Source organism: Acinetobacter sp. T_3_1 (genome assembly GCF_025377055.1).
In the GTDB taxonomy this organism is placed as follows: domain Bacteria; phylum Pseudomonadota; class Gammaproteobacteria; order Pseudomonadales; family Moraxellaceae; genus Acinetobacter; species Acinetobacter kookii.
Map to the genome: position 1 here is coordinate 403,896 of NZ_JACHVD010000001.1, position 19,839 is coordinate 423,734.

A 19,839-nucleotide genomic window follows, 5' to 3' on the forward strand; every position below is an offset into this window, starting at 1 on the left:
GAGTTATGTTAGAGTGAGCAAATCATTTATGTATAAGAATATGAATGATTTTGGTGGTCAGACGCAACCGCGCTGAAGCAAATTTTAGAAAATTAGAGCATCACAATGCCTGCATATCAATTTACTGCCATTGATGCTTCAGGGAAGCAGCAAAAAGGCGTGTTAGAGGGTGATTCAGCACGTCAAATCCGTCAACAGCTCAGAGACAAAGCGCTTATTCCTGTGACGGTTGATCCTGTGGAGCAAAAAGATAAGCATAACTCAAAACGCTGGTTTCAGAAAAAAATCACGGCCTATGATCTGGCCTTGTTTACCCGTCAGCTTTCAGTTCTGGTGGCAGCCGGAATTCCTTTAGAAGAAGCGCTGCGGGCGGTAGGCAAGCAAAATGAAAAAGCCCATGTGCAAAACCTGTTGATGTCGGTGCGTTCCAAAGTGATGGAGGGGCATTCACTGGCGAACGCCCTGCAACAGGCTGGACGCTTACCGGATTTATATATTGCCACCATTGCAGCGGGCGAACGCTCGGGACATCTCGATTTAATTCTGGATCAGCTCGCAGATTACACCGAGAACCGCTTTGCCATGCAAAAAAAAGTGCAGGGTGCGATGATTTATCCGGTTATTCTCATGCTGATGTCCTTTGCCATTGTGATGGGGTTGATGACGTATGTGGTGCCTGACATCGTCAAGACTTTTGACCAGAGCAAGGAGGCATTACCGTGGATTACGGTCGTGCTGATGAGAGCCAGTGACTTTATTCGTGTGGCCTGGCCGTTTTTGCTGATCGCCAGTGTGCTGGGTTTTATTACTTTGCTTCGTTTTTTAAGAACATCCGCCGGGCATTATGCGTTTGATCGTTTAACGCTCAAACTGCCATTATTGGGTAAAATATCACGTGGTATAAATGCAGCACGTTTTGCCAGCACCTTATCTATTTTGACTCAGTCTGGCGTACCTTTGGTGGATGCACTTAAAATTGGCGCCGCGGTGAGTAATAACTGGGTCATCCGTGATTCGGTCAATTTGGCCGCCGAGCGAGTCACCGAAGGGGGCAACCTCGCGACACAACTGGAACGCAGTGGTTATTTCCCACCGATGATGGTACAAATGATCAAAAGTGGCGAAGCATCGGGCGAGCTGGATCGTATGTTAGAGCGTGCATCGACCATGCAGGATCGGGAAGTGACTACACTGATTTCTACTTTGCTGGCATTGCTTGAGCCTTTGATGCTGGTCTTGATGGCAAGTATTGTGCTGGTGATCGTGATTGCAGTGATGCTGCCAATTGTGAATATGAATAATATGATTTAAACAGAAATAGAGTAAATTCTACGAAAAATCGAAAGTGAATCAAACTTTCTAAAGATGAATGAGAGAAATTGAATGAAAAAGACTGAACTGGTTGTGAATGAAATCTCCTCCTCAAGCACAGCTTTCGGACTTGCGGCACGCTCGAGTGGCACTCGAGTGAATCGTGCCTCAGGCTTTACCCTCATTGAAGTGATGGTGGTGATTGTAATTTTAGGTGTATTGGCTGCACTGATTGTGCCTAATGTGATGGGGCGCGGTGAAAAAGCCAAGGTTGATACCACTTCCATTACCTTAAAAGGCGTTGCCGGGGCTTTAGACCAATACAAACTGGATAATGGGAAATATCCGTCCATGCAAGATGGCGGTTTAGATGCCTTGGTAAATCAGCCGGCTTCGGCTAAAAATTGGATGCAGGGCGGTTATGTCAAAGGTGGTTATCCGAAAGACAGCTGGGACAATGATATTCAATATGTGATTCCCGGTGCTGAAGGTCGGGCATTCGATTTATATTCTTTTGGTGCCGATGGTAAAGAAGGCGGTGAAGATACCGATGCCGATATTTATTATCAGCCTTAATTAAAAATCCTTAATTATTTTAAGGGTATAAAATATATCACTTCATCTGGTTATTCAATAAAGGATGAAGTGATAATAAATCTTAATTATAAAATATATATTAAAATATTGAATTTAAAAGAAATTATATAATAATCACGATTTAAGAGTTATAATAAGAATGATTCCCATATTTGTTGATTACAATAATTGTAAAGTATCCAGATATATAGTCTTTTTATTTAATTAAAACTGAGCATAATATTCTTAAAGGCATTTTTTAGCCAAGGAGAATGGAATGAAAGCATTTATAATATCGGATGAAATTAACCAATTTCATTGGGCAATGCTCAAGTCTGTTCTTCTAATTTTGAGCTTACTTCCCCTCAGTCAAGGCATTTTAAACTTATGGAATGCGACGGAAGGCAGTAGCCAGATTATGGTCGGATTTTTTGCCATCAGTTTATTCAGTGCCCTGTTTGTACTGTGCTTTTGGTCTGCATTAAAAGTGACTGTATTAAAATTAAAACAAGAACAGTCTTCAGTTTTAGAACAAAGTATAGTGAGCATTTATCGTTACATTCCCATGTTGTTTTTAGCAAGCATGATTTCTTATCTCGTCACACAATTATAAAATCCAGTGCATAAAAAAACCGAGATAAATATCTCGGTTTTTTTTAATTACTTTTTAAAAGGCTCCTCCCTTTGGAAAAGGGAGGTTGGGTGGGATTTGTGGTGGCTTGTGAAAATATTTAATCCCCCTCCTTGCGCAGTGTACTGCTCACCTTTTCGAAAGGGGGACTGTTTCTCCCTTCTTGAAGAAGGGAGCTCAGATGGAAGTTCAACGCCGTGATTTAAACGAAACATCCACCTTGCGTGGGCGGAAGCGCCAACCCAGCAGTAATAGCAAGAATGATATAATCAATACTGGCCAATCACTTAAGCGCATATACAAGGTTTCACCCTGCATCGCAGGCAGTTCACCACGAAGAATTGCAGTTTGGTCGGTCGGTGCCTGTTTGACAATATGTCCGTGATGATCGATAAATGCCGTTACCCCGGTATTGGTGGCACGAATAAACCAGCGTCCATTTTCTTTGGCACGCATCTGTACCATCTGCAAATGCTGCCAAGGTCCCGCTGTACCAGTAAACCAAGCATCATTGGACACCGTCACCAGGTAATCGCTTTGACTGGCATTGCGACGGGTCAGGTTGGGATAAGCCACTTCATAGCAAATGGCCGCACCCAGTGCATGATTTTTCACATTTAACGGCTTCTGGTCGCGCGCTCCGCGAGAAAAACCGCTCATGGACGGATCATTTTGCAATGCAGGCAATACCCAGCTGAGCCAGCCAGATAAAGGCACATATTCGCCAAAAGGAACCAGACGCTGTTTTTTATACAGGCCGTTCGATTCATCACCGCTTGCCATAATGCTGTTGTAGTACATCGGGTGTTGTTCAATTTGTGATTCTTTCAAATCCCAGTAGGGGATACCCGTCACCCATGCTGTTCCGGTTTTATTGGCCTGAACTTTCATGGCATCTAAAAACGGTTCAATATCCGTCTGGAACATTGGAATGGAAGATTCCGGCCAGACGATCAGATCCCGTCCCCATTCGGTTCGGCTTAGATTGGCATAGATCATCAAGGTTTTGATCTGGTATTCGGTCAGCCATTTCAGGTCTTGCGGAATATTGCCCTGAATCAGGGAAACGGAAAGCGATTTTTCAGCTTTTTTTTCAACAAATTGAAGATAAGAAGCTCCCCAGGCACCCAGCAGCAAGATGGCTGAGGGGATGATCCAGAACACTCGCTTATTCAGAATTTCCACCAGCGCACAGGCCAGTATAATCACCACAAACGATACACCGAAAATACCGAATAAGGGCGCATAGCTATCCAGGAAACGTTCGGTAAAGGCATAACCGACAAATAGCCAGGGAAAACCGGTAAATACCCAGGTTTTGGCCCACTCGAAGAATATCCACAGCGGTGCAAAAGTCAGGGGTGTTTCTGGGAAAAAGCGCCGATAGATCCAGGTTTGCAGCGCGGTAAATAGCCCCATCACCAAGGCCATGAAGGCAATCATCAGTACGCTTAAGAAAGCACTGGTATCCCCATAAACATGGATTGAGGTATACAGCCAGAAGGCCCCGACGAACCACAAGCCAAAGCCATAAGCCCAGCCAATGAAAAAAGCCTGTGGAGCAGAGCGTTTACGCAGCGAAGCATAGAGCAAAGCTGGAGACAATATGGCCAGCCACCAGTAATAATAAGGTGCCAGTGCAAAACTGAACACGGCCCCTGAAAAAAGCGAAATTAAAAAGGGATAAATAAAAGGGAGCTGCTTGTGTTGTTGAGATGAATTTAACAGCTTATCAAAGTAAGTTCTCATTTACGGACAGCTCGAATCAGATGAATAGTACGTGCATCTGCTTCTAAAATGGTAAATTCCCAATTTTCAAGTTCAATCACTTGACCTTGTAAATCGCTGACTAGACCCATTTCTTGAAGCAATAAACCGCCGACAGTTTCTACTTCATCATCGGAAAAATCAGCATCTAAAACATTGTTAAAGTGTTCAATTGGTGTAAGTGCCTGAACCAGCCAGGTATTCGCCGTGTGCGGATCGTTATCGGGAATAATGTACTGGGCTTCTTCATCGACCTTGTCGTGTTCATCTTCAATTTCACCGACAATTTCTTCCAGAATATCTTCTAAAGTGACCAGACCTGAAGTCGTGCCATATTCATCAATCACCACTGCAATATGGGTCTGGGTGTTTTTCAACATCCGCATGACCTGATCGGAACGGGCGCTTTCCGGCACAAACAGCGGTTGGCGCATTAAGGCGCGAATATCTACTTTGGAGGTAGGTTCGGTCAGGAAAGGCAACAGATCTTTGGCCAATAAAATGCCGACGACATTATCCGGTTGATCAGATGAAAAAACAGGAAAACGTGAATGTGCAGATTCTACCAGGACATGCAGAATATCGAGCAGCTGATCATCTTCTTGCAAGCTGATCATGGCGGTTCGTGGGGTCATGACCTCACGAATCTTGGTTGCCGGAAGGTCAAGCACGCCTTCAAGCATGGCAACAGTATCGGGTTCTAAAAAACGACGTGAATCTTGTACTAATTTTAACAGTTCGTCGCGAGTTTCGGGTGCTGTACTTAGCCATTTGCGTAAGCCGCGCATGCCCCACGACGGGCCTGATTCCTCGTGCATGATCTTTCCTAAAGACGCTTAATATCTAAAAAATGTAATTTTAATCATACCGTAGAAAATACAGTTGTCTATCGCTAATCTTCATCTAAATCAGAGTTAATTAGGTCAGAAAACCAGGCTATCTCCTTCATTTTGCAGCATATCACCGGACCTTTATGTTTATGCTAAAATAACCGCAGATTTTAAACCTGAGTTTTCTGATGTCTGAACCCTCTGTCATTCCAAGCATTCAATTAAATACCCGTGGATTATGTTGCCCTGAACCGGTGATGATGCTGCATCAGGCGATTCGTAAATCCAAGTCTGGCGATGTGGTGGAAGTATTTGCAACAGATAATTCAACTTCTTGGGATATCCCGAAATTCTGCATGCATTTGGGACATGAGCTGTTATTGCAGGAAGAACGTTTAGATGAAAATGGCAATAAAGAGTTTCATTATCTGGTGAAGAAGGGTTAATGATTTTTTATTTAAAATACGTGATTAGAGATGTGTGATTGAAAGATTGATTCATCACTTACGACTTAAATTTTAAGGTGTTTCAATCTCTAAAAAATAAACCCGCTTTTTAGCGGGTTTATTTTATCTCTCAACTGAGACTCATTACATATTCGGGTAGTTTGGACCACCGCCGCCTTCCGGCGTTACCCAGGTGATGTTCTGTGAAGGATCCTTGATGTCACAGGTCTTGCAGTGTACACAGTTGGCTGCATTGATCTGGAAGCGTTTCGAACCGTCATCATTTTCCATGATTTCGTATACTCCCGCCGGGCAGTAACGCTGTGCCGGTTCATCCCATTTTGGCAGGTTGACATTCACCGGAATCGAGGCATCGGTCAGCTTCAAATGCGCTGGCTGGTTCTCTTCATGCACAGTGTTGGATACAAACACCGAAGACAAACGGTCAAAGGTCAGCTTGCCATCCGGTTTTGGATAGTTCGGCTTGAAGGTTGCTGCATCGACAGTTTTCAGTGCACCGAAATCCGTCACCAGGTCGTGCAGGGTAAACGGCACCTTAAACACGTTTTGGTCGATAAAGTTAAACGCACCACCGAGCCACTGGCCAAACTTGTGCATGGCCGGGCCAAAGTTACGCGAATTATATAATTCTTCTTTCAGCCAGCTGTTGTTGAACTTGTCTGTATAAGCAGTCAGTTCTTTTACAAAGAAGTCTTCGCCTTCCGTCACGCGCGCAACGGCCAGGTCACCGCCTTTGGCCACGCCTGCAGCAATCGCTTCAAATACCGCTTCACCGCAGAGCATGCCGGATTTCATTGCGGTATGTGAGCCCTTGATTTTGGCAAAGTTAAGGAAGCCGGCATCATCACCAATCAGGCTACCGCCCGGGAAGGTGAATTTCGGCAGCGAGTTAAAGCCGCCTTTGGTTACGGCACGCGCGCCATAAGAAATGCGTTTGCCGCCTTCCAGATACTGCTTGATCAGTGGATGGGTTTTCCAGCGCTGCATTTCCATAAATGGATACATATGCGGGTTGGTATAGGACAGATCGACGATCATGCCCAAAGTCACCTGATTGTTTTCAGCGTGGTACAACCACCAGCCGCCTGACGAACCGGTTTCATTTAACGGCCAGCCAGCACCGTGCATTACCAGACCTGGCTTGTGTTTCGCCGGGTCGATTTCCCACAGTTCCTTAATGCCGATCCCGTAGTGCTGCGGATCTGAATCTTTATCGAGGTTGTATTTGGCAATTAAACGCTTGCCGAGGTGGCCACGGCAGCCTTCAGCAAACAGGGTGTATTTGGCATGCAGTTCATAGCCTGGAGTGAAGTTATGTGTCGGTTCGCCATCCTTGCCAATGCCCATGTCACCGGTCTGGATGCCTTTTACCGAACCATCTGCATGATAGAGAATTTCCGATGCGGCAAAGCCCGGGAAGATCGACACTTCCAGCTCTTCCGCTTTTTGGCCCAACCAGCGCACCACGTTGCCCAGCGAGATGACATAGTTGCCGTCGTTATGCATGGTTTTAGGCACCATCCAGTGCGGGGCTTCCTGTGATTTTTCATCCGAGAGCAGGAAATAGGTCTTGTCTTCGGTTACTGGCACATTTAAAGGGGCACCTTCTTCCTTCCAGTTCGGGAACAGCTCATTCATGGCACGTGGTTCCAGTACTGCACCGGAGAGGATATGCGCACCGACTTCAGAGCCTTTTTCCACCACACAAACCGACAGATCGTTCAGGTTGTTTTCAATTGCAAGTTGACGGATCTTGATCGCTGCAGAAAGACCGGCCGGTCCTGCACCTACGATGACGACGTCAAACTCCATCGATTCACGTTCGATGTGTTCCATGTAGGATTCCTCATATGATTAGAAGGTGGCAACCGTCATTATTCCGGTGCTGCCATGAGTATTCTGTGTGCCCAGACACAATTTTAATATCGTGCCTTTTATATTGTGGGCTAGTATAGTTTTAAACCTCGATCTAGCCAATTGGCTGAATCATATTATTTTTCCGTCAGCAGGGTCTTTAGTCATGATTAATCAAAATAATTCACCAAATCCGACGAAAAAAGTAGCTATTCCCGATGATAAAAATTTAAAAGGCATTGCACAATACTTAAAAGATGCACAGGCCGGTCACAAAAGGTCAATACCCCCATTGGATCAATTCAACCCAAAGCATTGTGGGACAATGGATTTAAAGGTAAAAGCCAATGGAGAATGGTGGCACGAAGGTCAATTGATTAAACGACAAGCCCTGATTGACCTGTTCTCAACCGTGCTCTGGAAAGAACAGGGCAAATTCTACTTAAAGACCCCGGTTGAGCAGATTGAAATTGAAGTAGAAGATGAGCCTTTATTTGTCAATCAGGTGGATCAGGTCGAGATTGATGGAAAGACTTATATCCAATTCACCACGACCACTCAGGATATCGTGATTGTGGATCAGCAGCATCCGATTTTTATGCGTGAATATGAAAGTGAATTGCGTCCTTATGTACACGTGCGTTTTGGCATCAATGCATTAATTCAACGTTCTGCTTTTTTTCATTTAATTGAAATGGGACAGCTGCTTGAAAATGACAAAAATGAAACCATTTTAAGCTTACAAAGTGGCGATTTTTACTTGCAATTGGGCACCTGAGGTTTAAGCTTTGATCTTCCGATTTCTTGAACTGCTGAAAGTGAAACGATGACAGCCATTCATCCTGTTTATCCTTTAATCGATTCAATGCCTAAGGCACACGGTGATGCACCCATCGGGATTTTTGATTCTGGAATAGGTGGTTTGTCTGTCGCACTAGAAATTGCCAGACATTTGCCCAAAGAACGTATTGTTTATTATGCCGATACTGCACATGTACCGTATGGCCCACGAAAAGATCAGGAAATTCGTGAGCTTACGGCGCATGCCATTGAGTGGCTATATCGGAAGGGGTGTAAAGTCGCAGTTGTTGCATGCAATACCGCGTCTGCATTCAGTCTGGATTATTTACGTGATTATTATGGAGAAAATTTTCCTATTATCGGTCTGGTACCGGCACTGAAACCGGCCGTTTTGCAAACTAAATCCAAAACCGTGGCTGTGCTTGCCACGCCTGCAACCTTTCGTGGTCAGCTGATTAAAGATGTGATCCAGCGTTTTGCAATTCCCGCCAATGTGCAGGTTATTCCTGTCACCTGTCTGGATTTGGTGCCTTTTGTGGAAAGTGGCGCACAGATGAGTGAGGCCTGTTTAGCGACCTTAAAAGCAATTTTGCAACCTGTGGTTGATCAGGGAGCCGATTATTTAGTTTTAGGTTGCACACATTATCCCTTCCTAAAATCTGCAATTCAGTCTATATTTGGTCAGAAACTGACATTAATTGACTCTGGACTGGCAGTTGCGCGACAAACAGCCCGTATTTTGATCAAAAATCAATTGTTATTTGAGCAAGAACAAAATAATGGCTTACGCATCGAGTGCTATGTGAGTGGTAATAATGCAGAAAATTTAAAAACTGTGCTGCAGTACCTGATTCAAGAAGATTTGACTTGGGATATTCATAATATTGGTGTTGAATAAATAAACAAATGCGGCTAGTCTTTTGAAATATATTAAAAAATTTTTATATTGGGGTCGCTGAATTATATCCGGACTGCTCAGGATGTATCAGTCAGGATGTAATAAGCAATTGGAAGAGGATAACCAATGCTCGATAAGCGTTATCAGGTTTTTATTTCTACTTCTGGCAGTGAAATGCAGCCGGAACGCATCGTTTTAGCTCAAACTTTAGTGGGCATGGGTTTCTTTTCTTGGGGATTAGAACAGCGAACGCCATTAAGCACTGCATTTGCACGTCGTCAGATTGATGATTGCGATTATGTGGTCCTGCTGGTAGGCAGTCAGTATGGTGAACAGTCTGTGTCAGGTGTAGGTTATATGCATCTGGAATATATTTATGCTGTCACCAAACAGAAACCGATTATTGTCTTTATGCATGAAGACCCTGCATCACGTGATGAGTCTTTACATGATCAAAAACCTGAATTGCGCGAAAAATTTCTAGAATTCCGCAAATTATTACAACAAGAAGTGGATCAGATTTTTACTTACCGTAGCCTGCGTGATCTGGAAATGGCCGTACGTTTTAACATGCCACAAATGTTGGAGCGCTATCCGGTATCGGGATGGGTTCGACCGCAAAACACCCAGGCTTTACATGATCAAATTGATCAACTGAAAGCCAAAGTTGAACAGCTTGAAACCGAAGTTGGAAAACGGGAAGTAGACCCGTTCCTGTCTTTACCTAAAGTTTCCATGAATGAACTGTTTTCATTTGAATACCGTATGCATGCCTACCAGGATGGAAACTTTAAAGAACTGAAAATTCAGAAGAAACTCACCTGGGCTCAGCTCCTGTCTATTTTGGGCAGCATGTTTGTCAATCCAACACCCGAAGAATATTTTTCCAAATGCATCAATGATTATTTGAATGATACGGGTCTGGCAGATGCCCGGATGGAAATGCCACGTGCCCATGCCGTTGCCCGTGCACAAATTAATATTCGTGCCTTACACAGTATTAAGCTGCAAATGCGTCAAAATGACTGGATTGTGCCGTCAGGCCGGGATGACCGTCAACGGATGCTCTGGCAGCTGACCCTCAAGGGACAAAAGCTAGTTGAAAGTAATTTGCTTGATAATGATCGTGTTTTTCAATTTAAATCTGCATTTTAATCCATATAAAGAAAGTGCAGAAAGCTGTTAAAGTAAAGCAGTTCATTTATATTGGAAAAAGGTCTGATGTCTTCTGCAGCTAAAACAAAAGTCACGATTATTTTGGCCAATTTGGGTACGCCGGATCAACCCACGGCCCCTGCAGTTCGTCGTTTTTTGAAGCAGTTTCTGTCTGATCAGCGTGTCATTGAAATCCCCAAGCCAATCTGGCAAATCATTTTACGGCTGTTTATTTTACCTTTTCGTCCCAAGCGTGTGGCCCATGCTTATGAAATGGTGTGGCAGAACGATTCTCCCATGCGTGAAATTTTGTTGGACCAAGTCATTGAGGTAAAAAAAACATTAACCGAACAATATCCTGAATTTGAACTCAATGTCATTCCAGCCATGACCTATGGCAATCCAGGCATTGATTCTGCCTTGAATCGCTTGTCACAGGATATTCCAGATCACATTATTTTATTGCCTTTATTTCCGCAGTATTCGGCCACCTCAACAGCACCTTTATATGATGCCCTCGCAAAATGGATTTTGACGCAGCGCAATTTGCCAGGTCTGTCCATCATTCGTGATTATTATCAGCATCCCGCATTTATTCAGGCACTGGCACAAAGTGTCCGGGACTATCAGGCCGTACATGGCCAGTCAGAAAAACTGTTGATGTCATTCCACGGCATTCCTCAGCCTTATGCGGATAAAGGCGATCCTTATGCCGATCGTTGCCGTATCACGGCACAATTATTGGCAGATGCATTGGGCTTATCCGAGCAGCAATGGGCCATCAGTTTCCAGTCGCGTTTTGGAAAACAGGAGTGGGTAAAACCCTATACCGATGCCTTGCTGGAAGAATGGGGCAAGCAAGGGGTGAAATCGGTTCAGGTGATGAGTCCGGCTTTCTCCGCAGATTGTCTGGAAACCCTGGAAGAATTAGCGCTGCAAAATGCTGAAATGTTCCAGTCGGCAGGTGGTGGAAAATATGCCTACATTCCGGCCTTAAATTGTCGTCCAGATCATATCGCCTTGCTCAGCACACTGCTTCGGGCTAATCTTGATGGATTAAAGCAAACATTCGCTCACTAATTTCTCCGAGGTTTCATTATCATGCTGCAAGTCAAAATTGTGCCGGTCACGGCATTTCAGCAAAACTGTTCAATTGTTTGGGATGCTGAATCTAAAGAAGCCATTTTGATTGATGCAGGCGGTGAAGCGGAAAAACTTAAAGCCGAGGTGGAAGCTTTGGGGCTGAAAGTAAAAGCCTTATGGTTGACCCATGGGCATCTGGATCATGCCGGTGCGGTAGGTGCTTTAAGCAAGGTCTGGAATGTGCCGGTAATTGGTCCGCACAAGGAAGATGCCTTCTGGCTCGACATGATTCAGGAAGTATCTCAACGTTATGGTTTTCCTGTTCCAGAAAAGGTAGAGGTGACTCAATGGCTTGAAGGTGGAGAAGTTTTAAAGCTGGGAGAGGAAGAATTTGAAGTTCGTTTTGCTCCGGGTCATACGCCGGGTCATGTGATGTTCTATAACAAAAACTATGGCCTGTTATGGACAGGCGATGTACTGTTTAAAGGCTCTATTGGACGGACCGATTTCCCGCGCGGCAATCATCAGCAGCTGCTTGATTCCATTCAACGTGAATGTTTTAGTTTGCCGGATGAAACACAATTTATTTCCGGTCATGGTCCCTTAAGTACCATTGGTTTTGAAAAACAGCATAATCCCTTCGTAGCAGGTAAAGCGGGTTAATTCTTTTTTGTTTTTCCTGTAAGAGATTGATGAATTATTGCATCAATCTCGGTGAAAGGGTCCACTGCGTAGCTGTTTTAATTCCAGTGCAATGATAATGGCTGCCAGTATGAATAAGATGCCAATAGCAATAATAATGCCATCATGGGTATAAATTCCAAAAATCAGCCCCACAATACTGAAGCCAACAAACAGAAAAAATAGAACTTTTAAGCACCAAAGACCCATGGAGTTCTCCTTTTTTTATCGTTATAAGGCTGTTATAGCCAAAATTCTTATTTTTAAATGTTTAGTTATTCAGAAAAATTTTATTGCTATTCTTGTAGGGCTATTATAATTTAAAAAGTGATTACTGGTTATTCTTTTTGTCTATAAGTAATAAAAAATTAACATTTGTAAGATAGTGTTTTTAATCATTTCTGTAGATAGATTTAATTACATAATGAAGAGAAAAAAGAATAAATTTAATACAAAATTGTAGACAAGTTGACTTTTTCTGTATAAAAAGTGGACGTGTATCACGTGATTTATAATTTATAATTTATAATTTTCGAGGGTAGGTTGGTGAAGCTACTATTTACAAAAATAACACTGTTTATATTTACTATTCTCATGTTGGTATGTTTGGGGTTGGGTATTTATAGCCACGATATGCTCATCACGGCGATTGGTTTCCTTCTGATTTTTTGTATTATTCTTTTAGGTTTGGAATATAGGAAAATGCTTTCCAATCCATTTGACTAAGGTGAATCAATCCATTTTATCCACCTGTAGATAATTTTCCTGCGAATCACGCAAGATGATTAAAAATCATCTTGTTCGCCACTGTTATCTGCTTGGGGGGCATCTTGAGTCGGCAGTTTATATTCATCATTCGCCCAGGCTCCCAGATCAATCATTTTGCAACGTTCTGAACAAAAAGGACGAAATTCATTGCCTTCCCAGTGAGTGGGTTTACCACAGCGTGGACACGGAAAAGTGCGCGGCATGTTATTCTCCGAATAAAAATAAGGATTCAATTAGGCAAATACAGTCGCTCTTGCTAGACTTGAGCGGATTTTTGTTAGTTTGATCTGATTATGCCAATTCGTCAATTTCAAGCACAGCGTATGCATGCACCTCGTGATTTTCAAATGATTCGCCCGGACCCCGTTTGTGTGGAAATTGGTGCCGGCAAAGGTAAACATGCCTTGCTGTTTTCAGCTCAACATCCTGAAAAAAAATTGATCGCCATTGAGCGCACGCGTGAAAAATATCTGGCCATGCAAAAACAGCATGTCCTGGAAGGACAAACGAATTTACAGGCGATTCATGCCGATGCCATGCCGTGGATTGTGCATGCCTTGTTGCCTGCTCAAGTACAGCAGTTTTTTATTCTCTATCCAAATCCCGAACCGCATAATCCGGCACAGCGCTGGTTAAACATGCCATTTTTTGAATTTCTGCTGTCACGCTTACAGCCGGGTGGTACCGTCACTTTGGCCAGCAACATTCCTGAATATATTGCAGAAGCACAGCAGCAGTTGATTGAAGTCTGGAAATTGCCTTTTGTCAAAGAAGTGATTCCAGGCACATCGGCACGTACCCATTTTGAAATTAAGTATCTGGAACGCGGGGAGTTGTGCCAGCAACTGATCATCAGCAAACCGGAAGGCTACAGCACGCGTTTTGATCATTTCCTGCCTTTGCAAGGCCAGAATCCGGTTCAAGCTGTAACATCAGAAACTGATATTAAAAACGCTGAATGAGTGGTTTATGAAAAAGCGTGTTGCAATTATTGGGGCAGGTCCCGCAGGGTTAATGGCTGCAGAAGTCTTGAGCCAAGATGGCTATGAGATTCATGTCTATGAACAAAAGCCGTCTGCTGCACGCAAGTTTTTGATGGCGGGTAAAACCGGACTAAATATTTCCCATGCCGAGCCTATTGCGCAGTTTATTCAGCGTTATGATCAGGCAGAATGGCTGGCCCCTTGGGTAAAAAAATGGGATGCCCAATGGATTCAGCAATGGATGATGGGTCTGGGGATTGCATCCTATATCGGCTCCTCAGGACGGGTGTTCCCGGTAGAAATGAAGGCTGCCCCTTTGCTGCGTGCCTGGCTAAAACGTCTGGCTGAACAGGGGGTGATATTTCACTATCGTCATCAGGTCGTGAATTTAAAAGATCGGCAACTGTGTATTCGGAATTTAACCACACAGCAAGACAGCGAACAGGATTTTGATGCCATCATTATGGCTTGTGGGGCAGTATCTTGGTCGCAACTCGGCAGTGACGGCGCATGGCAGCAATGGCTGTCTCCGCATGAAATTGAAGCCTTTCAGGCCAGCAATGCGGGGGTGGAGCGTACCTGGTCCAAGTTTATGCAGCCGGTCTTTGGCCAGCCTTTAAAACGTGTCGAAGCCTGGGTAGAGGGTCAAGCCAAAAGCATGGGTGATATTGTGATTACCCATTATGGTCTGGAAAGTGGCTTGGTCTATAAGCAGGGGCGTGCACTGCGCCAGCAAGTGAAAAATGGTCAGGCCATGCAGCTGTATCTGGATTTGCTTCCCGAGCAAAGCATGGAGCAATTGGCGAAAAAATTACAGCCGGGTAAAAAGCAGTCGTTGAGCAATGTCTGGCGTAAGGCGGGACTGGATGCAGCGAAGGCCAGCCTGGTGCGTGAACTGGTTGCAAAACCTCTATGGAGCGATCCAATGGCTTTGGCCCAGCAGATCAAACAGCTACCGATTGCTTTAACGGGATTTCGCCCCATAGAAGAAGCGATTAGCTGTGCCGGTGGGGTAAAACGCGATGTGTTATCCGAGCAGCTGCAATTAAAGTCCAACCCGCATGTATTTTGTTGCGGCGAAATGCTGGACTGGGATGCACCGACCGGAGGCTATTTGCTTACGGCCTGTTTTGCCACAGGTCGTGCTGCAGGTGAGGGTGTACATGCCTATCTGGCTGCACAAAAATAACAGTACATCATGCGGTCGGTTTTGAACTGCTATTTAAAGCATGCTAATTTGCATACTCAATCTTGATAAAAAATGCAGCAGTTATGTCTGAACAAAAGCGATATACAGGAAGTTGTTTGTGTGGCGGTTTGCGCTATGAAATTCGGGGCGAAATTGGCGACATCGTGCAATGCCATTGCCAGCGTTGCCGTAAGGCCAATGGCAGCGCCTTTGCCACCAATGCCCCGATTCGAAAAGCCGATTTTCACATTGTGCAAGGTGAACATTTACTGAAAAAGTTTCAGTCCAGCGAAACCACGCAGCGCTGTTTCTGTAGCGATTGTGGCTCACCCATTATCAGCATTAAAACCGATACGCCTGATTTGTATCGCCTGAGAATCGGTACGCTGGATACACCGTTACAGCAAAAGCCAACGCAACATATTTTTGTGGCGTCCAAGGCCGAGTGGGATAGCATCTGTGATGGCCTGCCACAATTTGATGAACGACCTTAGTCATGCTGAAACCTGCGGTTAAAAGATTAAGGGATTAAAAGATCAAGGGATCACAGGATCCCTTTTTTATGCACGGAATTTAATAGCCAGATTCAGTGGTTTCAGATTTGGCTGCTTCAGCTTTTTTTGCTTGAGCTTGATTCATGTCCGGATATTGCGATTGCCAGTGTTCCAGCTGTTCCTGGGCATGTAAAAATTCACCCAGGCCTTTGGTTTGATCTGCTGAATTTTTAATTGGTTCTGCTGTTTTTTCTTTGTTTTCATCATAGAATTTGGCCTGATTCTGCCAGTATTCTGCCATCAGACCTTGAATATAACGTCCTTGCTCGGTTTTCAAATCCAGTTCTTTGAGCATGGTTAAAGCCGAGTAAATATTGTCGCGTTTACGGTTATAGGCAAATTCATCCGTCAGTGTACCCTGATCCTCCATTTTGACTAGTTCATCTTCCATCTCGTCACTCATTTGGCTGAAACGCTGGTCAAAGTCGGTCAGTAAGGCAATATCATGTTGATCATCCGGGGTTTGTGGGAACGTTTTTACCGGTTCGGTAATCAGTTCCTGCATGACCTTATCTTCAAGCTGAATCTTGTCGCTTTGAGATACGGTATCTGGCTTACGATCACAGGCACTCATCAGTACACTTGAGCACAGTAAAACAGGAAGACCACAGTATTTGAGTTGAAGTTTTATCATGATGGGTTCCTTTATTTCTAATCAATTTTTTTAAAGTCATAGGCATAAGTCACATAGGGGAATGCGATTTCATCTTGGGGATGCTTGCCTGTATACTCTAAAATGATCTGTCCAAATTCAGCTTTTAACTGCTGCTGTTCTTGTGCGGACAGGGTGGCAATAAAACTGGTAGAGAGCAGGCGTTTGGACACCACCTGTTCCACAGTGCCAACATGCTGCTGCTGAAACGTTTCGGTATTTGCCAACTGAAACAGCGCTTGCTGTTCAAAAACCTTTTTCCATTGGCCGCTGTGATAACGTGGCGTATTGCCCTCCAGCGGTTGAATGCGGTCTGCCAGCGCTTTGACCCAGTCGACCTGAACATCGCGCTGATTCCAGATCAGTGCCAGATGCCCGGACCGTTTGAGCGCTTGATGAATTTGCCTTAATGATTCAAGATTGGCAAACCAGTGAAAGGATTGTGCGCAGATCACAGCATCTATACTATGTGCCGTTAACGGCAGAGATTCACTCGATGCCTGCAGCGTTTGAATGTCGGGATAGGCATGTTGCAATTGTGCCAGCATGGCCTGAATTGGCTCAATGGCAATGATGTGTGAGGTCAGCTGTTTTAAATAAGGTAAGAATTTGCCAGTGCCCGCACCCAGATCAACCACCTGCGACTGTTCATCCAGTTGGAGCTGATCGCGTAGCCAATGGACGATGTCTTGTGGATAACTCGGCCGAACTTGTTGATAAAGTTCAGCAGCAGAACTGAAGCCTTTTTGAGCAGCAGGATGAAGTGATTGTGTCATATTTTGCGCTTTTTAATCTTCATGGCATCTATAAAATAACATAGTCGCTTTTCGTAAATAGGCAAGGTGTCTATTTGTAGTATTGAATCTGATAAAGGGCCGATTTGCTTCGGTGTGGAAATGGATAAACACATTATTTTTGAAGACGAACAAATTCGTGCAATCTTTCTTAAAGGCTCATCGGATGAACTGATTTTCTCTTTTGGCGATTTAATTACCCGGGCCAAAGGACTGTCGATTAATGCCGAAAAATCCCTGCATAAATATGACTTTAACGTAATTGGCATCATGCCCAAGCAAAAGTCCTGGTTTCCTGAAAGTTCAATGTGCGAGATGTTTGCCCAGATTCAGGAACTGATTGCGCCGTTTAAAACCCGTATTGGCTATGGCGGTTCCATGGGCGGATATGCGGTTATCAAGTATTCCAACCTGCTGGATTTAAAACGTGTGGTGGCTCTGGTGCCGCAGTATTCCATCAATCCTGAAGATGTCGAAGACCCGCGTTACAACATGTTCTTTGATCCTGAACAGAATGCCAATATGCACATTCAGCCACAGGATGTTGCAGCTGAACGTGAATATATTGTGGTCTATGATCCTTATTGTCCGGAAGACCGTGCGCATTATTTAAAACTGGAACAGGTGCTGCCAAAAATTCAGACCCTGAACCTGCCTTTCACCGGACACGATGCCATTGCGGTTCTGGCCAGCTCGGAATTGTTGCGTGACTTTTTGCTGCACAAGTTTGATGCCATCTATTTTTACCGCAAAATCCGTCAGGTGAAAAAGAACAGCAAGTTTTACTATCGCAAAGTCATTGAAAACCTGTTGCCCCGGCACCGCAATGCCTTGGGTTCCATTCTAGTCAATAATGATTTGCAGCTGGACAGCCAGTTTTTTGATGCCAAGCTCAAGAACAATTTACTCAGGGAATTGCTGCGCAATAAACAGGTCAGTCAGCAAGACCTATTGAAACTGGGCATACAGGTCAATTTGCCGCAGGAAAGTCGTAGCCAGTTACTGGACTGTTTTGGTCATGGACTGGTATTTAATGTGATTAGCCAGAAGATTGAAAGCTATGCCGCCAGCGCCATTGCCCTGAACCATAAATTTCTGATTCCGATCTTTGCCAAAGGCAGTGGACTGGTACAAATTGCATTGAATGATGAGCGTTATATTGTGGCCATGAATGACCGGCAGGTGATGAAACTGTTCAGGGAACAGGACGCCTTAACAGCCGGTATGCATCCCTTGGTCATTAAAAAATATAGTGATTTTTATCTGCTCAGTTATAAGCATTTAAACTTGAGCAATAACGAATATGGCAGTCATGAGTTCGTGGAAGACACTCCGCAAACGGCGCAATTTGTGACCCAACCTGAACCGGTATCTGCGCTATAACCTACAGATTCAGGGTTGAGTATATGCCCGATTTGTTTTAATTTTGATCACTTGCTTTATCTTTAAATCGGTCTAAGATAGAACGGTAAGGCAAGTTCTCATGACTCAAAATTAAACAATAAACAAATAACGGGTGCTTAAGGATGAAACGTGATTTTATACCGGCTGTACTTTTAACCCTCATCTCTATATCCATACCTTCCTATACTTTTGCACACAGTCTATATTCGACTTATATCATTATGGGCGGGGGCATGCTTGTCGTGTTTGTTCTGGCAATCTATGTGTTCTATGCAATCCGCAAGTCAATTCAACTGCATATCAACAAACCCACCAAATAGTGGGTTTTGTATTTTTAATCTCTAAATTTGGTTGAAAAAGAATATAAAACTGGCTTTTAATGTCTGGGCAATAATTTTTAGATATTCATCGAACTCAGCCAAGGAAAGCAGCATGAAAGCCGTATTTTTAGATTATGAATCGCTGGATAAAAATGATCTGGATTTCAGTCAGCTTGAAGCTGTATTTGATGAGCTGACACTTTTTCCAGCGACAACTCCGGCACAACTCTTGGAGCGAGTGCAGGAGGCAGAGGTCATTATCAGTAATAAAGTCGTGGTCGATGCAGCGACCATGCAGCAATGTCCCAATCTCAAACTGATTTTAATTTCCGCAACCGGCACCAATAATATTGATCTGGTTCAGGCACGTAAGCAGGGCATTGTGGTGTGCAACTGTCAGGGTTATGGCACTGCCGCAGTGGCTCAGCATACGTTAAGCTTGATGCTGGCTTTGGCAACCTCATTACTCAAATACGACCGTGCCGTAAAGCAAGGCGAGTGGAACAAAGCTTCGCAATTCTGTCTGCTGGATTTCCCGATTATCGAGCTGTCCGGCAAAACGCTGGGTATTGTCGGTTATGGTGAACTGGGACAGGCGGTGGCAAAGCTGGCGGATGCTTTTGGCATGAAGGTCTTGGTCGGGTCATTGCCGAACCGCCCAGCTGATGCCAGTCGAATTCCTTTTGCAGATTTATTGCCCCAAGTCGATTTCCTGAGCCTGCATTGTCCTTTAACTGAAGACACCCGCAATTTAATTGATGCCCACGCCTTCGATGCCATGAAACCGAGCGCATTTTTAATTAACTGTGCACGTGGCGGAATTGTTGATGAAGCCGCCCTTGCCGATGCCTTACGCCAGGGCAAAATTGCCGGCGCTGCCACCGATGTGCTTACGGTGGAGCCGCCTAAAGACGGGAATGTACTTTTGGCCGATGACATTCCCAACCTGATTATTACTCCGCACAGTGCATGGGGCAGTGTGGATGCGCGGCAACGGATTGTGCAGCAGATGCAGCAGAACGTGCAGGCTTTTAAAGCAGGACAGCCGATTCGACAGGTCAATTAATCTGTATTAAAAAAGCCTCTTTATGAGAGGCTGTTGTTTATAGTCAGCCCGATTT

Annotated in this window: 22 protein-coding genes; 15 read left to right on the forward strand and 7 right to left on the reverse strand. The window is 44.3% G+C overall.

Annotated elements, in window-relative coordinates:
- Nucleotides 1-105: 105 nt before the first annotated feature.
- From gspF to H4I94_RS01735, 3 genes are all read left to right on the forward strand, one after another.
- Complete coding sequence (gene gspF / locus H4I94_RS01725; protein WP_261181178.1) at nt 106-1,311, forward strand: type II secretion system inner membrane protein GspF; 1,206 nt, start codon at nt 106-108, stop codon at nt 1,309-1,311.
- 72 nt (nt 1,312-1,383) lie between these two features.
- On the forward strand, nt 1,384-1,887 hold the full coding sequence (gspG, locus tag H4I94_RS01730; protein WP_261181179.1) for a type II secretion system major pseudopilin GspG: 504 nt from the start codon (nt 1,384-1,386) through the stop codon (nt 1,885-1,887).
- Nucleotides 1,888-2,164: 277 nt separating this feature from the next.
- Nucleotides 2,165-2,500 carry a hypothetical protein gene (locus tag H4I94_RS01735; protein ID WP_261181180.1) on the forward strand — a complete coding sequence of 112 codons (336 nt, stop codon included), beginning with the start codon at nt 2,165-2,167 and terminating at the stop codon, nt 2,498-2,500.
- A 207-nt stretch (nt 2,501-2,707) separates the two neighbouring features.
- Here the strand turns inward: H4I94_RS01735 and lnt are convergent, their stop codons facing one another.
- Nucleotides 2,708-4,267: an apolipoprotein N-acyltransferase gene (gene lnt / locus H4I94_RS01740; protein ID WP_261181181.1), complete on the reverse strand. Its 1,560-nt coding sequence runs from the start codon at nt 4,265-4,267 to the stop codon at nt 2,708-2,710.
- Nucleotides 4,264-5,103 carry an HlyC/CorC family transporter gene (locus H4I94_RS01745; protein WP_092819134.1) on the reverse strand — a complete coding sequence of 280 codons (840 nt, stop codon included), beginning with the start codon at nt 5,101-5,103 and terminating at the stop codon, nt 4,264-4,266. Before H4I94_RS01745 ends, lnt begins: the two co-directional genes overlap by 4 nt.
- A gap of 200 nt (nt 5,104-5,303) precedes the next feature.
- On the opposite strand from H4I94_RS01745, the gene tusA reads away from it, so the two are divergent.
- Entirely contained in the window at nt 5,304-5,561 is a 258-nt protein-coding gene (tusA, locus tag H4I94_RS01750) for a sulfurtransferase TusA (RefSeq protein WP_261181182.1), read from the forward strand.
- 144 nt (nt 5,562-5,705) lie between these two features.
- Here tusA and H4I94_RS01755 read toward each other — a convergent pair whose 3' ends face one another.
- Nucleotides 5,706-7,418 carry an electron transfer flavoprotein-ubiquinone oxidoreductase gene (locus H4I94_RS01755; RefSeq protein ID WP_261181183.1) on the reverse strand — a complete coding sequence of 571 codons (1,713 nt, stop codon included), beginning with the start codon at nt 7,416-7,418 and terminating at the stop codon, nt 5,706-5,708.
- Between the two features lie 184 nt (nt 7,419-7,602).
- Here H4I94_RS01755 and H4I94_RS01760 point away from each other — a divergent pair, with 184 nt between their 5' ends.
- The 5 genes from H4I94_RS01760 to H4I94_RS01780 all read left to right on the forward strand — a co-directional run bounded on the left by H4I94_RS01760 (nt 7,603) and on the right by H4I94_RS01780 (nt 12,036).
- Nucleotides 7,603-8,214, forward strand: coding sequence for a DUF1285 domain-containing protein (locus H4I94_RS01760; RefSeq protein ID WP_092819131.1), 612 nt, complete (start codon nt 7,603-7,605; stop codon nt 8,212-8,214).
- Between the two features lie 48 nt (nt 8,215-8,262).
- Nucleotides 8,263-9,135 carry a glutamate racemase gene (gene murI / locus H4I94_RS01765; protein ID WP_261181184.1) on the forward strand — a complete coding sequence of 291 codons (873 nt, stop codon included), beginning with the start codon at nt 8,263-8,265 and terminating at the stop codon, nt 9,133-9,135.
- A 126-nt stretch (nt 9,136-9,261) separates the two neighbouring features.
- A complete protein-coding gene (locus tag H4I94_RS01770; RefSeq protein WP_261181185.1) occupies nt 9,262-10,290 on the forward strand; it encodes a DUF4062 domain-containing protein in 1,029 nt (342 codons plus the stop codon).
- A gap of 66 nt (nt 10,291-10,356) precedes the next feature.
- Nucleotides 10,357-11,370 (forward strand): ferrochelatase, encoded by a 1,014-nt coding sequence (gene hemH / locus H4I94_RS01775; protein WP_261181187.1) that lies wholly within the window; start codon nt 10,357-10,359, stop codon nt 11,368-11,370.
- A 21-nt stretch (nt 11,371-11,391) separates the two neighbouring features.
- Nucleotides 11,392-12,036, forward strand: a complete 645-nt coding sequence (locus H4I94_RS01780; protein WP_261181188.1) for an MBL fold metallo-hydrolase — start codon at nt 11,392-11,394, stop codon at nt 12,034-12,036.
- A gap of 42 nt (nt 12,037-12,078) precedes the next feature.
- Here H4I94_RS01780 and H4I94_RS01785 read toward each other — a convergent pair whose 3' ends face one another.
- Together H4I94_RS01785 and H4I94_RS01790 are read right to left on the reverse strand one after the other, a co-directional pair.
- On the reverse strand, nt 12,079-12,264 hold the full coding sequence (locus tag H4I94_RS01785; RefSeq protein WP_261181189.1) for a hypothetical protein: 186 nt from the start codon (nt 12,262-12,264) through the stop codon (nt 12,079-12,081).
- A 575-nt stretch (nt 12,265-12,839) separates the two neighbouring features.
- Complete coding sequence (locus H4I94_RS01790) at nt 12,840-13,025, reverse strand: DNA gyrase inhibitor YacG (RefSeq protein WP_092819125.1); 186 nt, start codon at nt 13,023-13,025, stop codon at nt 12,840-12,842.
- A gap of 84 nt (nt 13,026-13,109) precedes the next feature.
- Between H4I94_RS01790 and H4I94_RS01795 the strand changes: the two genes are divergently transcribed.
- The 3 genes from H4I94_RS01795 to H4I94_RS01805 all read left to right on the forward strand — a co-directional run bounded on the left by H4I94_RS01795 (nt 13,110) and on the right by H4I94_RS01805 (nt 15,488).
- Nucleotides 13,110-13,784: a tRNA (guanine-N(7)-)-methyltransferase gene (locus tag H4I94_RS01795; RefSeq protein WP_261181335.1), complete on the forward strand. Its 675-nt coding sequence runs from the start codon at nt 13,110-13,112 to the stop codon at nt 13,782-13,784.
- Between the two features lie 7 nt (nt 13,785-13,791).
- Nucleotides 13,792-14,994 carry a TIGR03862 family flavoprotein gene (locus tag H4I94_RS01800; protein WP_261181190.1) on the forward strand — a complete coding sequence of 401 codons (1,203 nt, stop codon included), beginning with the start codon at nt 13,792-13,794 and terminating at the stop codon, nt 14,992-14,994.
- Between the two features lie 83 nt (nt 14,995-15,077).
- Nucleotides 15,078-15,488, forward strand: a complete 411-nt coding sequence (locus tag H4I94_RS01805; RefSeq protein ID WP_261181191.1) for a GFA family protein — start codon at nt 15,078-15,080, stop codon at nt 15,486-15,488.
- Nucleotides 15,489-15,567: 79 nt separating this feature from the next.
- Here H4I94_RS01805 and H4I94_RS01810 read toward each other — a convergent pair whose 3' ends face one another.
- Entirely contained in the window at nt 15,568-16,182 is a 615-nt protein-coding gene (locus H4I94_RS01810) for a hypothetical protein (RefSeq protein WP_261181192.1), read from the reverse strand.
- Between the two features lie 17 nt (nt 16,183-16,199).
- Nucleotides 16,200-16,976, reverse strand: coding sequence for a class I SAM-dependent methyltransferase (locus H4I94_RS01815; protein ID WP_261181193.1), 777 nt, complete (start codon nt 16,974-16,976; stop codon nt 16,200-16,202).
- Nucleotides 16,977-17,096: 120 nt separating this feature from the next.
- Here H4I94_RS01815 and H4I94_RS01820 point away from each other — a divergent pair, with 120 nt between their 5' ends.
- From H4I94_RS01820 to H4I94_RS01830, 3 genes are all read left to right on the forward strand, one after another.
- Complete coding sequence (locus H4I94_RS01820; RefSeq protein ID WP_261181194.1) at nt 17,097-18,377, forward strand: hypothetical protein; 1,281 nt, start codon at nt 17,097-17,099, stop codon at nt 18,375-18,377.
- A 143-nt stretch (nt 18,378-18,520) separates the two neighbouring features.
- Nucleotides 18,521-18,718: a hypothetical protein gene (locus H4I94_RS01825; protein WP_261181195.1), complete on the forward strand. Its 198-nt coding sequence runs from the start codon at nt 18,521-18,523 to the stop codon at nt 18,716-18,718.
- Between the two features lie 112 nt (nt 18,719-18,830).
- Nucleotides 18,831-19,784 (forward strand): 2-hydroxyacid dehydrogenase, encoded by a 954-nt coding sequence (locus H4I94_RS01830; protein ID WP_261181196.1) that lies wholly within the window; start codon nt 18,831-18,833, stop codon nt 19,782-19,784.
- Nucleotides 19,785-19,839: the final 55 nt, after the last annotated feature.

Coding starts and splice junctions, on each gene's coding strand:
- gspF (WP_261181178.1), top strand. CDS start 106: ATGCCTGCATATCAATTTACTGCCATTGATGCTTCAGGGAAGCAGCAA.
- gspG (WP_261181179.1), top strand. CDS start 1,384: ATGAAAAAGACTGAACTGGTTGTGAATGAAATCTCCTCCTCAAGCACA.
- H4I94_RS01735 (WP_261181180.1), top strand. CDS start 2,165: ATGAAAGCATTTATAATATCGGATGAAATTAACCAATTTCATTGGGCA.
- lnt (WP_261181181.1), bottom strand. CDS start 4,267: ATGAGAACTTACTTTGATAAGCTGTTAAATTCATCTCAACAACACAAG.
- H4I94_RS01745 (WP_092819134.1), bottom strand. CDS start 5,103: ATGCACGAGGAATCAGGCCCGTCGTGGGGCATGCGCGGCTTACGCAAA.
- tusA (WP_261181182.1), top strand. CDS start 5,304: ATGTCTGAACCCTCTGTCATTCCAAGCATTCAATTAAATACCCGTGGA.
- H4I94_RS01755 (WP_261181183.1), bottom strand. CDS start 7,418: ATGGAACACATCGAACGTGAATCGATGGAGTTTGACGTCGTCATCGTA.
- H4I94_RS01760 (WP_092819131.1), top strand. CDS start 7,603: ATGATTAATCAAAATAATTCACCAAATCCGACGAAAAAAGTAGCTATT.
- murI (WP_261181184.1), top strand. CDS start 8,263: ATGACAGCCATTCATCCTGTTTATCCTTTAATCGATTCAATGCCTAAG.
- H4I94_RS01770 (WP_261181185.1), top strand. CDS start 9,262: ATGCTCGATAAGCGTTATCAGGTTTTTATTTCTACTTCTGGCAGTGAA.
- hemH (WP_261181187.1), top strand. CDS start 10,357: ATGTCTTCTGCAGCTAAAACAAAAGTCACGATTATTTTGGCCAATTTG.
- H4I94_RS01780 (WP_261181188.1), top strand. CDS start 11,392: ATGCTGCAAGTCAAAATTGTGCCGGTCACGGCATTTCAGCAAAACTGT.
- H4I94_RS01785 (WP_261181189.1), bottom strand. CDS start 12,264: ATGGGTCTTTGGTGCTTAAAAGTTCTATTTTTTCTGTTTGTTGGCTTC.
- H4I94_RS01790 (WP_092819125.1), bottom strand. CDS start 13,025: ATGCCGCGCACTTTTCCGTGTCCACGCTGTGGTAAACCCACTCACTGG.
- H4I94_RS01800 (WP_261181190.1), top strand. CDS start 13,792: ATGAAAAAGCGTGTTGCAATTATTGGGGCAGGTCCCGCAGGGTTAATG.
- H4I94_RS01805 (WP_261181191.1), top strand. CDS start 15,078: ATGTCTGAACAAAAGCGATATACAGGAAGTTGTTTGTGTGGCGGTTTG.
- H4I94_RS01810 (WP_261181192.1), bottom strand. CDS start 16,182: ATGATAAAACTTCAACTCAAATACTGTGGTCTTCCTGTTTTACTGTGC.
- H4I94_RS01815 (WP_261181193.1), bottom strand. CDS start 16,976: ATGACACAATCACTTCATCCTGCTGCTCAAAAAGGCTTCAGTTCTGCT.
- H4I94_RS01820 (WP_261181194.1), top strand. CDS start 17,097: ATGGATAAACACATTATTTTTGAAGACGAACAAATTCGTGCAATCTTT.
- H4I94_RS01825 (WP_261181195.1), top strand. CDS start 18,521: ATGAAACGTGATTTTATACCGGCTGTACTTTTAACCCTCATCTCTATA.
- H4I94_RS01830 (WP_261181196.1), top strand. CDS start 18,831: ATGAAAGCCGTATTTTTAGATTATGAATCGCTGGATAAAAATGATCTG.